The 14,973-nt window shown below is 47.9% G+C and carries 9 protein-coding genes and 1 CRISPR repeat array; of the genes, 8 read left to right on the top strand and 1 reads right to left on the bottom strand.

Annotation, left to right across the window (positions count from 1 at the left end):
• Positions 1-4 precede the first annotated feature (4 nt).
• From CWM47_RS09880 to cas2, 7 genes are read left to right on the top strand one after another with little or no spacing between them, the layout of a single operon-like run.
• On the top strand, positions 5-826 hold the full coding sequence (locus tag CWM47_RS09880) for a hypothetical protein (RefSeq protein ID WP_100987819.1): 822 nt from the start codon (positions 5-7) through the stop codon (positions 824-826).
• A complete protein-coding gene (locus CWM47_RS09885; protein ID WP_100987820.1) occupies positions 823-2,475 on the top strand; it encodes a hypothetical protein in 1,653 nt (550 codons plus the stop codon). Before CWM47_RS09880 ends, CWM47_RS09885 begins: the two co-directional genes overlap by 4 nt.
• A gap of 12 nt (positions 2,476-2,487) precedes the next feature.
• Positions 2,488-3,408, top strand: a complete 921-nt coding sequence (gene cas7p, locus CWM47_RS09890) for a type I-PGING CRISPR-associated protein Cas7/Csp1 (RefSeq protein WP_100987821.1) — start codon at positions 2,488-2,490, stop codon at positions 3,406-3,408.
• Position 3,409: 1 nt separating this feature from the next.
• Complete coding sequence (cas3, locus tag CWM47_RS09895; RefSeq protein ID WP_100987822.1) at positions 3,410-5,869, top strand: CRISPR-associated helicase Cas3'; 2,460 nt, start codon at positions 3,410-3,412, stop codon at positions 5,867-5,869.
• On the top strand, positions 5,853-6,413 hold the full coding sequence (gene cas4, locus CWM47_RS09900) for a CRISPR-associated protein Cas4 (protein ID WP_240625825.1): 561 nt from the start codon (positions 5,853-5,855) through the stop codon (positions 6,411-6,413). The genes cas3 and cas4 overlap by 17 nt, the downstream gene beginning before the upstream one ends.
• 47 nt (positions 6,414-6,460) lie before the next feature.
• On the top strand, positions 6,461-7,546 hold the full coding sequence (gene cas1b / locus CWM47_RS09905; protein ID WP_100987824.1) for a type I-B CRISPR-associated endonuclease Cas1b: 1,086 nt from the start codon (positions 6,461-6,463) through the stop codon (positions 7,544-7,546).
• Between the two features lie 29 nt (positions 7,547-7,575).
• Entirely contained in the window at positions 7,576-7,839 is a 264-nt protein-coding gene (gene cas2, locus CWM47_RS09910) for a CRISPR-associated endonuclease Cas2 (protein ID WP_100987825.1), read from the top strand.
• A gap of 218 nt (positions 7,840-8,057) precedes the next feature.
• Positions 8,058-13,118: a CRISPR direct-repeat array (repeat unit 29 nt; unit sequence GTCTCAATCGCACCTTCGGGTATTGAAAG).
• Positions 13,119-13,733: 615 nt separating this feature from the next.
• Here cas2 and CWM47_RS09915 read toward each other — a convergent pair.
• Positions 13,734-13,925: a cold-shock protein gene (locus tag CWM47_RS09915; protein WP_097124292.1), complete on the bottom strand. Its 192-nt coding sequence runs from the start codon at positions 13,923-13,925 to the stop codon at positions 13,734-13,736.
• A 385-nt stretch (positions 13,926-14,310) separates the two neighbouring features.
• Here CWM47_RS09915 and CWM47_RS09920 point away from each other — a divergent pair, with 385 nt between their 5' ends.
• On the top strand, positions 14,311-14,586 hold the full coding sequence (locus CWM47_RS09920) for a hypothetical protein (protein WP_100987826.1): 276 nt from the start codon (positions 14,311-14,313) through the stop codon (positions 14,584-14,586).
• Positions 14,587-14,973: the final 387 nt, after the last annotated feature.

Below are 14,973 nucleotides of genomic sequence, written 5' to 3' on the forward strand. Positions count from 1 at the left end.
ACGCATGGAAAACATAGACCTTAGTTTCTTTTTAGAGCCTCCCGTATTGGATACGGCTGCGCTTCTGACGATCGAAGCCTTATACCCGCTTTCGATGGTGCCTGCCCAACCGGGAGCTTATTACCGTAGTCAGGCTCACCCGACCGACCCCATGATTTTTGGCATGTTGGAAAATGCCTTGGGCTGGCATTTTGGCGAAAAGGAGCGTAGTGAGTTTCTCAAAGACTTGCGAAAAACGGCCAGCAAAAAGCATAATAAGCAAGCTAAATGGAAGGATTCTGATTGGCTGTCAGGTAGATCATCCGGTTCTGGCTCGGGGTTTACAAGCTTGCTTATGTACCATATGCACGTTGATACGCATTGGCTCCCGCAGGTGATGGAATACGATGATTTGTGGTCGCAACATCTCCATGATGTCGGGGCCAACTTCATGGGTGGTAGCAAGCATTATGACGGTGATTTGGAGTCACTTATTAACAGGTCTAAAACACCGGATACGACGAAACCGATAAATCCAAAGACTAAAAAATACCCTCCCTTGATTGAGTTTGGTGAAAGTACGACTCACCAAAAGTTGACACGTGAAGACGCGACAATACTACCATCAGGAGCGGTGCATTTTAAATCAGTTCGGGATGGGTATCCACTATACTATGTCAGTCCTAAACGACGGGGCTACGTAGTTCCTCAATCGCCATATCGCTATAGAATCATGACCACATTGACGCTGGCAAACCTAATACAGATTGCACTGAATGACCCGGCATCTCCGCTTTACTTAGGTTCAAATGATGGTTGGGTTGATGTAAACTGGGAACAACTATGATAAACCCAAATAACTGGCATCCTTATCCACGCTATGGTTTGGCAACTGCAATGGTCATGTTAGATAATCAGCTTGCTGATTTTACGGACCCGATAATGTTGCTCAAACTGGGAGCAAAAGCGTTGAGAAAAGGGATTAATGCTTATTCGCTTCGTACACTTGGCGATCCGAAAAGTGACACAAAATTATCTTTCACCTATTTATCTGGGGAGGATGTGAATCCCGGTAGTGCCAATAATCAGAGCAGCAAATTCGGCTACTTTCTGGCTCCTCACATATTGACTAGCAATAATGCCGCTGAAGCAATAAAAGAAATTCGGCAATTGCTTCAGCTATTAGATGGAACAGATGTCAATCCAGCTAAATCGTACGAGCTGAAGCGGTCGTTCGCACCCATGATTGCTAAGTTGAACAATGGTAATGCCTCTATGGCCAATCCGCGTGTTGGTTTATTGGAAGCAACATTCACCGCCATTGCTACGCTGACTGACTTGAAGCCCAGTGTGTACGCACCACATAAGAAAGATGAGTTCTGTAATTTCGGCATCATTCCCGACTTACCTCTATGGGACGAACAGAAGCCTTCTCACCTGCCACTGATCGAGTTCGTCGAGGTTTTTAAAGACTTGACTGACACTTACGCAAGAGAACCTGGAGAGGATAAGTACATCGCTACGGTGAAGCCTGATAAAAAGGCCTATGCCCGACCCAGTGTTTTCTCAGGGAATTACCCTGGAGCCGCAAAGGGAGGCACGCTGGGTGCAATAAGTCTGGTGGCCGCCATCGGCCGTTGGGCACGCCAGGAGAACACGTTGCTACTTGGTAAGCCGAATAACGAGTTAGCCAGAATCGTGTTAATTCAACTGGCTACGCGACCGCTTTACATCGTCTCCTACGAAGGCATCCGACAGGAGTCGTTTGGACACCACTTAGTTGACCTTGCACTGAACTCAGACTTGAGCGACATCAATCAGGCTTTCAATAAAGTCAGGCTGCTTGGTATTGACGAAAGAGAAAAGTTCAAAAGCACAAACTGGCAGAACTTTCGAATGATGAGCGACCGCTTTCTTCGGCTTTACACCCCTGCGTCATTTCAGGATTTTCTGGCCTTCCGTGCCGAATATCCAGCCTCACTTAAACCGTTAATCGAACACTACATGACCCAGCAATCCGACAAACTCAGCCCGGAGATTATTAAGTCAGCCCGCGCTTATGGAGAATCGCTCAACAATGCAGCATTCAGCGCTGCGACCGAAGAAATGGAAGATGATGCCCGCAGGCAAAACAAACCGAAACCGACGTCTGAGATTAAGAAAACGCTCGATTACCGAACAAAACGAAATCAATACAAAGATCGAATTCTAACGCAGTTTGAAAGCACTGTCGGCAGCGCCAAATCAAGTGCGGCTCTGCTGTCACAATTAGGGACGATTGCGGGTCGATTGACACATCGGGAGATTAAGCCCGAAGCGGGCGAATTTATGGAAGCCGTTTTGACCGGTGATATTTCCATTGACGATGCTAAAAACCTCATAACTGCTTTCATGCGCCTTAGCACATTTAAAGCCGCGACGTCTGAGGCTCTGGGCGTAGTCCATGAGGATGACGAACTTGAAACAGCCGAAACTAAAACCATAACCGAAGACTAATTCTGACAAACCATGACTATCAAATCCATTACAGTAACGCTCATTGCCCCAATGTCTGACCATGCCGCTAACCGGGGCGAAAAGCTATTGGGTAACGCGTCATCTATCAAGCGCCGACCCGATGGCCGGGTATATATTTCTGGCCAGATGCAACGCCACGCCCTGTTTAGTGCTGTCGAACGGCTAAATGATGACGATCCGAACGGCACGTATGTCGCCAATGGTGACGGACCATCAACCAAAATAGAGATTGACTTAAGAAGTGATTTAGGCGGCTACTTAGACACAAACAAAGGGGAATATTCTGGTCGCCGGACAGCTCCATTAACTGCCACCCCCGCCGTAGCAATCACCCGTAGCGATATTGGCCGGGACTTGCTGGTACGTCTTAAACAAAACGCTGATGCCGAATCAGAGCAAAAGCAGGCGTTAGCTACCAACGAATTCAGCCAGCGCGACGATATGGTAATGAGTTTTCACCTGGATATTGGGGCAGTTGGCGTTCGCAAGCGGTATAGTTACGAGAAGGAACAGCATATTGAAACTCAATATGATAACTTCATTAAAGATGATGAGCATCGTCGGCGGGTTAAGTTGTTTTTGGAAGCTACGCGCTCAATAACCGACTACGCTAACCAAGCCCGGCAAGCAACATCAGGTGAACCGCAAAAAGTGTTGATTGTGCTAGATACGAAAATGAGCCGGAAAGCCGCCCGGTATTTTGCCCCAGAAACTTCCCCAGAAGTACAGGCGAACATACGGGCTGAGTTGACAGCAAGAGAAGCACAGTACTTTCTGGGTGATGACACCCAAAAGCCGGACGAAGCAAAAGGGCATTACAGCGTAGACATGGCCTATGAAAAAGCCACGGATGCGCTAATGGCGGGGACATTATATCGTCCGGCATCAATGATATCCAAAATGCCTGCGTAATATGGTCGCTTTAGCCAAACCTTCTGGCATCACGCTCCGGGACCACGTCAGCCATGTGCAGAAACACGCCATTGCCATCCTGACTGTTTGGCCTTTTCTGGCCGAAAAATACGCTCGGCTCACAAATGGGAAATCGTTAAAAGATGCTGTAGAGAAAGCTATTAAATGGCACGATGAAGGCAAGCGGATTGATAATTGGCAGGCCGCTTGTCAAAAAGATTACGCACAGTATCAGGAGTGGTTGAAAACCAAAAATTTGGATCCGTTACGTATTGATGCTACCCTGTATCAGCAATACGAATGGGAGATGAAGCAACAAAACAAGGCTACTGGCAAGCATCTTCGTGATGCCAAGTTTCGCCACGAATTCGGCTCACTCAAATTGGCGGCTGACAAGAAAGCCGGATTGTCGGTTGAAGAACAAACAGCGATAGCTGCCCATCATGGGAAGTTAGGCAAACGGCATCTCAAACGGTGGGAAAGTGACGGCGGTGGTGCTTTCCTGATATACTGGAGTAAATTCATTAACCAAGAGCGCGACCAGGCAAAATATGACCTCGATCGTTGGGGAAAACTCCTGCTGGCTCGCTACGAAATTGCCGCTGTACGGTCGCTATTACAACTAGCCGACACGCGGGCCAGTCGTGAGGAGTCCGAAGGTGAATTAGCTCCTTTGACAGAGTTTGACTATGAGTTTCCGCATGGCAAGGGAAACGAACGCGGGGTTCAGAAAGCCGCAATGGAATTAGCCGATCAATGGTGTTCGATTTTACGTGCACCTACTGGTAGTGGTAAGACCGATGCGGCTTTGCTTTGGGGACAACAGCAAATAGAGAACAAGCGGGCCGACCGGCTTATCATTGCCATGCCTACGCGGTTTACGTCTAATGCGCTGGCGTTGAACATCGAAAAAAATGTTAGAAATACCGGGTTGTACCATTCAAGTGCCCGGTTTACACAGACCGCTAAAGTTCAAAAAGACGGCAAGAAGATTTCTTTTGAGCAAAAACAATACCTAAACGAACAGCAAAGATTGGCGCAACTGTTGGCAACACCAGTAACGGTTTGTACTGTGGATCACTTGCTAATTAGCCTGACGGGAGCCGCCGAGCATCATCACAGCAGTTTTTTCTTTTTGGCAAATAGCGCTGTCGTGTTCGATGAAGCTGATTTCTATGACCCGTTTGTACAAGCTAATTTGACGGTATTACTCAAAGCATTGCGAATCCTACACGTTCCGGTACTGATTATGAGTGCCACAGTTCCCGATTCGGCTTGTGCATTGTATGATGTGCCACAAGGCATCAAAGAACCAATTCTAAATGAAGAGCCACCTAAACGGGCTTTGGCGTGGGCGGGTAAGCCGACAACAGTGCAGGTTGGCGAGACCGAATACAGCGATTTGCCTGTCACGGAAAAAGCTAAGGATGTGGCCGACGTGCTACAAAAAATGGTTGATGCCCGGCACGGTATTATTTACGCCAACACTGTTGAACGGGCGTTGATGTACTACGATTGGTTTAATGAAAATGCGCCCAATCAGGAAATTATCTTATACCACAGCCGATTCACAGAACCTGACAAGGGGTTGATTGAAGACCGATTACTAAAAACATTAGGGAAAGATATTTGGACGAAACCAAATCCAACCCCGCTAGCAATCGCCATCTTAACTCAAATAGGCGAAATGAGCGTGAATATCAGCGCATCAATTATGCTCTCTGATTTGTGCCCCTGGGATCGGTTGACCCAACGGTTAGGCCGCTTGAATCGATTTGGGAAGCCTGCTGAAGCGGTGGCATACCTGACGATTCCCTATAAAAAAGAAGCTGTTTACGTTGCCCCATATGGGGAACTGATTGACCGTAAATGGGTACCAGCACCTGCTTTCATCAATACCCTGGCATCAGTGGTAGGCATGATTCCAAATGGCGGTTTACGGCCCATCAAACCTGCTGAGTTGGTGGATGTAGTAAATGCGCTCTACCCCGACCTACCCGCTTTCCCCGAGAAAGCAGCCGATAACCGGGACCAACTTTACAATCTGATGAATCAGAATTGGTTGATTGTACCAGATCGTCGGTTAGATGAAGAAGCCGGAACCGTATCAACGGCATGGCGTAGTCGTGACATTGATGAACATCGTACGATTTTAACCCGGTCGCCATACGACTTCAAAAATTACGAAGAGTATCAGGCTTTTGTTCTTGAATTTGGCGTTTCGTGTCCAGTCTGGATGGTAGAGAAAGAGGAGCGCCGGAAAGAAAACTCACGAATTACGGTAGTTGAAGTTTTGATTGACGACGAACCTGAAAAGTTGCGCTATACCGATGAGTATGAATCTTGGACAGAACAGGATGAAGGTCGAATAGAGGGGTATGTGAAACCCAACAAGCCTAAGCGCGGAATGGCCTTTCTCTACGACAAAAAAGACACAACGCCTAATGATGACGACGACTAATTCATCCAAACTCCGCATCGGCGGTATGCTCGTAGGCTATTACCGACTGTGCCCACGAAAGGCCTGGCTGTCGATGCGGGGTATCTGGATGGAGCAGGAGTCGGATACGGTGGCCCTCGGTCGATTACTGGATGAGCACAGCTACGACCGGTCCGATAAACACATTGAGATCAACGCCGAAGCGCCCGACGGTACGCCCTTGGTGGGTAAAATCGACCGGGCCAATCTGAAAAATGGTGTGCTTCACGAAACTAAGAAAAGCCGGTCCTGTGAGGATGCCCATGTGTGGCAGGTTCGATTTTATCTCTGGCTGCTTACCCGAAACGGCGTAACCCGATCCGATGGATCGCCGTTTCGGGGGCAGTTGGATTACCCCCTGTTGCGACGTACCGAATGTATCACCCTGGAACCAGAACACACGGATGAGTTGGTGGCGACCGTTTCGACGATTCGGGCATTAGCTTCCCAAGAAACCCCGCCTGCCCGACTTCTGAAACGTACCTTTTGTACCAAATGCGCTTTTGATGAACTGTGCTATGGGTGACCAGCTCAGGTACGGTCAGCTTGTTTACCTTGGCAATCCAATAACCTATGAAAAAGCCTCACTATTTGTTTTCGAGTGGCCGACTGCGCCGACAACATAACACGCTGGCCCTCGAACGAGCGACCGGTGAGCGAAGTCCCGACGATGATCCCACCGATGAGGGCCTTCCGTCGGTGACACCTGATGGCAAGAATCACCCGTTTCCCGTCGAGACGGTGGATAGTCTGTACATCTTTGGTGAGGTCGATATTAATACCAAGCTCATTACGTTTTTAGGCCAGCAGGGTATACCGGCTTTTTTCTACGACTACTACGGCTATTACACGGCCACGCTTTATCCACGGGAAAGTCAACTGTCGGGGCGGTTACGGGTCGATCAGGCACGACATTACCTAAGTCCGAAACGACGGTTGGTATTGGCGCGGGCCTTTGTCGAATCGGCGTTGTTCAACATTGAGCGGGTAATCAAATATTATCAACCCCGGCTGAGTGGCGACGAGCAGCTAACGGTTCAAAAAGCGTTGCTCGACCTTAAACGGGACCGGGATGCTTTACCCCTGACGGTAGATATTCCGACGTTAATGGCGGTTGAAGGACGTATACGGGATCGGTACTATCGGTTGTGGCCTTATTTCCTGGGGACCGATGTCGTGGCTCGTTTTCCTTTCAACAAGCGTGAACGTCGGCCACCATCCAACGAGTTGAACGCCCTAATTTCCTTTGGTAACTCGCTCTGTTACACAACCGTGCTGCGTCAGATTTACCGAACGGCTCTTGATCCGACGGTTGCGTTTCTGCACGAACCCGGTGACCGACGGTTTTCGCTCGCCCTTGATCTGGCTGAAGTGTTTAAACCGTTGCTGGTGGATCGAATGATTTTTCGGCTATTAAAAACTGCTGAATTGACCCCTAAACATTTTGAGAAGCATCTGGGTGGCTGTTACTTATCGGAGGCTGGTCGCAAGATTGTTGTGGGGCACTGGGACGAGCGACTCAGCCAGACGGTACAACACCGAACGATGAATAAGCGGGTTTCTTATGAGCGGCTAATCCGGTTGGAGTGCTACAAACTGGTACGTCACCTTTGCGATCCAGTGGGTGAAGCTTACCAAGGTTTTCACATGTGGTGGTAATGACGTTTATAACTAACCGTTTTTGACTGATGCCTTTTTGTATTGCAGTATATGATGTGAACCAGAAACGGACGGGCAAAATGCTCAAGCTCTTTCGGCGGTATCTGACTTGGGTACAAAACTCCGTTTTCGAGGGTGACTTAACTCCTGCTCAACTGAAGCATTTGCAACAGGAAGCCGATGTGCTTTTACAAGACAATGATGGGGTCGTCTTTTATCAGCTTCGCGACGAGCGTTACGTGGAGCGAATTGCTTTAGGCGTTGATATTACGAACCGAAGTCGGTTTTTATAAGTCGTCGGATAGGTCCAAAAGCAAAGATAATTAGCTACTTAAGTGAATTTTTTTTGCATGACTTACTAGTAAATTGTTGATAAAGAGTCAGTTGTTTAAGTCGTCAGCCTGCCGGTATATTTACAGTACTGGAGGCTGACGACTTTGGTTTGTTCTTTGACCTATTAAAAAGTGTTTCCAGGCCGTAAAAAGGCCTATTTTTGTGTAAATTTCACTTGGTCTCAATCGCACCTTCGGGTATTGAAAGGTACTTGGGTCGAGTTCACCACTCAGTACAACATCCGGTCTCAATCGCACCTTCGGGTATTGAAAGCAAGACGCGCTGAGCAATGGCCGCGCTGGTTGCTGAGTCTCAATCGCACCTTCGGGTATTGAAAGGATAACTGCTTCGGCAACTTTCTGACCCAGATAGTGTCTCAATCGCACCTTCGGGTATTGAAAGCATCCGAATCTGGATCGGGCAAGGGTGAAGCGGGTCTCAATCGCACCTTCGGGTATTGAAAGCCATCGGGATTCGTTGTGGCAAACGTGCTGGCTGGAGTCTCAATCGCACCTTCGGGTATTGAAAGTTGTACTGGCGGGCAAACGCTGCCCATTTTTGGCCGGTCTCAATCGCACCTTCGGGTATTGAAAGGCGCTTAATATCTCGGTACAAATTGAATTGAATCGAGTCTCAATCGCACCTTCGGGTATTGAAAGCTATTAATACCGGCTGTGCCCCCTTCTCTCCCAGGTCTCAATCGCACCTTCGGGTATTGAAAGTGGGTTTTTCTTCGCCTCCAACCGGGAAGTGTCGAGTCTCAATCGCACCTTCGGGTATTGAAAGGTATGTAGGTATTGGTAACGTAGTTGAAGTTGTTGCGTCTCAATCGCACCTTCGGGTATTGAAAGTCCTATGGTAGTTGATGATCGCTTTGTAATAGCGAAGTCTCAATCGCACCTTCGGGTATTGAAAGTTATTCAAACGCGACTCGGTCGGCAAGGCCAGCGGTGGTCTCAATCGCACCTTCGGGTATTGAAAGTCCGGTGCCTGCGTGGTCGTATAGTCACTTCTGGCCCGTCTCAATCGCACCTTCGGGTATTGAAAGGCGTTTGAGGGTGAACTATCGGGCAGACTGCCAGCTGGTCTCAATCGCACCTTCGGGTATTGAAAGGCAAAAACAGGTGCATGTGCCCATTGGGGCCATTAAGTCTCAATCGCACCTTCGGGTATTGAAAGCTACGCATCGCTGGCAGGCATGGCGGGCGTTTTCCTGTCTCAATCGCACCTTCGGGTATTGAAAGGCGATAAGGCCCCCGATGAGGTTGCCCATACCCTCGGTCTCAATCGCACCTTCGGGTATTGAAAGACGAAAGCGTAACCCGGCTGTATCTGGATACCAAGGGTCTCAATCGCACCTTCGGGTATTGAAAGGCAATGAGGGCTTTACCAATGGCGGCATAATAATTGGGTCTCAATCGCACCTTCGGGTATTGAAAGGCAATGAGGGCTTTACCAATGGCGGCATAATAATTGGGTCTCAATCGCACCTTCGGGTATTGAAAGCAGCGGATTGAATTGCGCTGGCGGTATCGGTCTTTGTCTCAATCGCACCTTCGGGTATTGAAAGTTATTGAGGGGAAGGTTGGTTACAGGCAACTGGAAAAAGTCTCAATCGCACCTTCGGGTATTGAAAGGTATTTTAAAAATGCCGGAATCAAAAAAGGTTGTGGTCTCAATCGCACCTTCGGGTATTGAAAGCTGGCTGTATCGCCTATAGCCGTGACTTCACAGACGAGTCTCAATCGCACCTTCGGGTATTGAAAGCTGGAAAGAAAAAAGCGCCGGATAGTTTTATTGAGCGTCTCAATCGCACCTTCGGGTATTGAAAGTTGAGAATGATTGTATCGTCAATAAAATGTCCGACATAACGTCTCAATCGCACCTTCGGGTATTGAAAGGGTTAAGCCATGACCGCTACGGAGTGACTTATCATTCAGTCTCAATCGCACCTTCGGGTATTGAAAGTGTAGGTGGTAAAGCCCGTCAGTACCACATTGGAAAGTCTCAATCGCACCTTCGGGTATTGAAAGCTGTTCCGGTTGCCGCTGTTCCGGTCGCCGCTGTTCGTCTCAATCGCACCTTCGGGTATTGAAAGTAAAGGCTGTATCAGCAAAGAAGATAACCGGCTCATGTCTCAATCGCACCTTCGGGTATTGAAAGGGCAATGTTTTTACCGTTGTACCAGGACCGGAACGTGGTCTCAATCGCACCTTCGGGTATTGAAAGGTACAGATACACCCGACTAGACACGGCATCACTGAGGTCTCAATCGCACCTTCGGGTATTGAAAGAAGTCGTAAACGGCAACGTGCGGCCTGTCTATAAATAGTCTCAATCGCACCTTCGGGTATTGAAAGGACTCCCAAAACGCGATCCCTGTTCAAGCTGTAGAAGTCTCAATCGCACCTTCGGGTATTGAAAGTTAATGTCCTTGCTTGGTTTTGGGAGGAGGGAGCCGTCTCAATCGCACCTTCGGGTATTGAAAGGCCACGTGCTGGTCAAAGTCGCTATCGACAATAACGTCTCAATCGCACCTTCGGGTATTGAAAGTAATAAACAGCGGTGTCGTTGGGTCCTTGGCTACGCCGTCTCAATCGCACCTTCGGGTATTGAAAGAATTTTTAGGGGTAATGGGCCGCTCGCAAATGCTAAGTCTCAATCGCACCTTCGGGTATTGAAAGGGAAGATAAGTGGGATTGCGATGCCAATTTAGTCATGTCTCAATCGCACCTTCGGGTATTGAAAGGTAAGCCGGACGCGCTGGCCAGGGGTGAACGCGGGGGGTCTCAATCGCACCTTCGGGTATTGAAAGATGGGTTTTGAGTCGCACAAGTTGCGGAATGGCGTTGTCTCAATCGCACCTTCGGGTATTGAAAGGTTGGTGCTATACGTACTAGCTGGCAACGCTGCGTTGGTCTCAATCGCACCTTCGGGTATTGAAAGGGTGTATCAAAACCAGCAAAAGCATCTACCATGTACTGTCTCAATCGCACCTTCGGGTATTGAAAGCTGTGCCCTGCGTCGTGGCCGGGTAATCGATCATGGGTCTCAATCGCACCTTCGGGTATTGAAAGTAGAAGATGACACCGCTAAGCTGTGCGGCAAAAACAGTCTCAATCGCACCTTCGGGTATTGAAAGGTGTTTACCGATGAGGAAGCGAACCGAAAGTATCTGGGTCTCAATCGCACCTTCGGGTATTGAAAGAGGGGTTGAGCGATACGTCTTTGCTGATCATTACGCGTCTCAATCGCACCTTCGGGTATTGAAAGCTGACAATACCGCCTGCTCTGATGTCCCGAATGGGTCTCAATCGCACCTTCGGGTATTGAAAGGCGATATGATTGCGTTTAGCCGGGAATACGTGCTACGTCTCAATCGCACCTTCGGGTATTGAAAGCCGTCGATGAGGATGATGCTGTGCTGACGCTCGAGCTGGGTCTCAATCGCACCTTCGGGTATTGAAAGTTAATGTTTCGGCGCTGCTGACCCAGCCTTCGGTCAGTCTCAATCGCACCTTCGGGTATTGAAAGGGGCGAAATGCCCTTGAGAAAATACGCATGCAGGGCGTCTCAATCGCACCTTCGGGTATTGAAAGGCGAAATTCAGCACCAGTGCGCCCAGCCGGGTGTCGTCTCAATCGCACCTTCGGGTATTGAAAGCACGTACTCAGTAGGTGGTACCTTCCAAGGTCAGCCGTCTCAATCGCACCTTCGGGTATTGAAAGTTACTTTAGTTGGTATTGTAAGATTTGACATCTTGTGTCTCAATCGCACCTTCGGGTATTGAAAGGAATTGTTAAACGTTCCAGGTTTCGCAGGTATACGACGTCTCAATCGCACCTTCGGGTATTGAAAGCTGACAATACCGCCTGCTCTGATGTCCCGAATGGGTCTCAATCGCACCTTCGGGTATTGAAAGGTAACGACAAGTCGAATGCTGGGCCACCTATTCGTGTCTCAATCGCACCTTCGGGTATTGAAAGTTTTCCAACCTGTATCACTCCATCCATTACCGGATAACATAAGTCTCAATCGCACCTTCGGGTATTGAAAGCCTAGAAAGCACGATGCCTAATGGGAAGGTGATTGAGTCTCAATCGCACCTTCGGGTATTGAAAGAACGGCGTGGGGCTTAAGGGCGAAATGTACGTGGGGTCTCAATCGCACCTTCGGGTATTGAAAGCATAGCTTTTCCTAGCAACAATTTGATTTATCGTCGGTCTCAATCGCACCTTCGGGTATTGAAAGGTGATAAAGCGGGTCTGACCAGCGCCTGTACCCGACGTCTCAATCGCACCTTCGGGTATTGAAAGGGCAACTAGAGCAGGGGGCGACTTCTGGCAGATAATGGTCTCAATCGCACCTTCGGGTATTGAAAGGTAGCCGACCAGGTTGGACTCATATCTGCGTTTACTGTCTCAATCGCACCTTCGGGTATTGAAAGCTACATACGACCGGTGCTTAATCCCGTTTTAATTTTAGTCTCAATCGCACCTTCGGGTATTGAAAGACGAATTACGTAAGCCTCCTCCGATAAGTTTAACTCGTCTCAATCGCACCTTCGGGTATTGAAAGCAAAGTTGCTTAAGGGCGTAACGTTCGTTAATCGGACGGTCTCAATCGCACCTTCGGGTATTGAAAGTAAGCGGTTGCCTCTGCTGCTACGAAAGGCAAAACAGGTCTCAATCGCACCTTCGGGTATTGAAAGGCGTTCACCCCAGGGCGAATAAAATCATCTATACCTCGTCTCAATCGCACCTTCGGGTATTGAAAGCCCTGATGGGGTGCCCGTGCCAAAGTGCATATATAGCGTCTCAATCGCACCTTCGGGTATTGAAAGGCTATGAGCTTTCTGCTGGATGAACGCTGCGTGCTGTGTCTCAATCGCACCTTCGGGTATTGAAAGTTCGTCTCCTTTGTTGAGTATAAATTTACAGCCTACCGTCTCAATCGCACCTTCGGGTATTGAAAGTACTGGTTATTGATCCCCATGTATTCGATTCGGTTATGTCTCAATCGCACCTTCGGGTATTGAAAGGAGTGCCTTAACCAGCTTACGGGGTAAGTTTACTCAGGTCTCAATCGCACCTTCGGGTATTGAAAGGCGGTTTAGATTCATCATTCGTTGAGTTTTCCTTTCCAGTCTCAATCGCACCTTCGGGTATTGAAAGGACGTAGGCCGGCACCTCGGGCGGCTCATAGCCAACGTCTCAATCGCACCTTCGGGTATTGAAAGTACATGGCAAACGGCCTACCGGGGGCCATTACTGATTGTCTAAATCGCAAGTAATGAAAGTCTATATTGCCATTACCGTAACCTGATAGGGTCAATACCTAATTCGTTCATTAAAAGCCAATCGAAGTTTATTTATTGAACTTGTAACCTACTGTTAATCAGTCAATTTTGGCCGAATTAAGCTTTTGAAAAAATCGTTCACGAAAACGCTTCAATAATTGAACTACTAACCTGGGTAACCAACCTGCCAAGTCCGCTAACTTGTGAACCTAAAATCGTTCACGAAAAGGTTGCCTTTTATGGACGCACGCTATGAAAAGTACAACTAGTTAACAAACTCAGATCGCCTGTTGCTTCAATCGTAATAACGGAAAAATTCTACTTTGAGCATTCGGTCAGTGCGGTGCTGGTACGAAGATCAACAAAGGCCTATTCGCTACTGTATTTCCTCAATTAACGGTTGTGAATGCGTTGCCCCTTAACCAGTTTAGATACTTTAATTTAATCCAGCTTTACTCCCTGTAAATTCCAGGTAACCGACTTACCCCTACACAAAAAGAACAGGCTTTGGCGGCCTGTTCTCCCCTTGACTGCCTTCTGACCGACCCAATGGCCTTAGGTGCGTTTGACGTTGACCGCATTCAAGCCCTTCTTACCCTGCTCGACATTGTAGGTTACTTTGTCGTTTTCCCGAAGTTCTTCGCTGGTCGCTGAAATGTGCACAAACACATCCTCACCCCCGTCGTCGGGTTTAATAAAGCCGAAGCCTTTACTCTCATTGAAAAATTTGACACTCCCTGTTGGCATTGTAATACGGTTAAAGTTTGGCTCAAGGACGCCAGAAGTGGCCAACTTACCAAACAGGGTTATTGACTGGTAGGCTTCTGATAGCGTGTTTGCCTAGTAGCCTGGTTCTTTCGTGGCCTTTAAGGTCTGACTAATTTTGGATGAAAAGTCGTTAAAGTAGGCTATGCAGCAAAATGATTACAGAATTGTAAATTGTACAATTCTTAGTCAAGTTGCATATGATATCTTATGTTAAGAAACTATTCTAAGAAATGACTCCTAACCCGAGGTGATAAAACAGGGTAAAATAAGCGCCCTAAAATGAGCTAGGTTACCACGCGACAGAGCCGCAACAAAGTAGTAGATTTGCGGCCACAAAACCCCCTTAAGCGGGGCTGATAAGGTGATGGAAAAAGAACTTGGAGCCAAAAATTTAGTACAGTTTCGCCTAACGGGTACACCCGACGGGAACCTACTGGTGAGCTTCTACCAGCTGGATGTCTTTAACGAGAAAGCCGTCAACTGGCATATTGCCGGGCTGTTAGTGGAGAACAAGCTAGGCGCTCGTGTGCTTTATGAGGGGAATTTGTCAAACAATACCGCTTATCAAACGGCGGTCCATAATCTTTTGGAGCGGGTGAATGTGTACGTTAATTGCGTCCGGATCGAGATAGTAAAATAGCGGCTTTTCGGTATTTGGTTAACATAATTGCACTTATACAACAAATTAGATTATGGAGAAAATAGTTGCTAGTGACTACAGAAGCCTTAAACTCGCCTATGTTGAGGTCAAATTACACCGCTTCGACTAAACCCCGCTGACACAGTTCAGCGAGCACTCCCAGGGTACAAGCCAATGCTATTGCAAAAAGAAACAAGCTCATCAATTAAACGAGTTAATGATGAGCCCAGATCTAATCTGTCTCTCAAATGCAAAAGATAGGATGTACTTCTAAGTAGTAGTTCAGTGCTAGTAAAACTATAATCGATTATTTCTTGCAGATTTTGGGATTCTTTTTCATCTATTAACTCAAGCTGAAAGATTATTGAGTCAAGCACCTCTAAATAA

Origin of the sequence: Spirosoma pollinicola (genome assembly GCF_002831565.1) — a bacterium.
GTDB classification, from domain to species: Bacteria; Bacteroidota; Bacteroidia; order Cytophagales; family Spirosomataceae; genus Spirosoma; species Spirosoma pollinicola.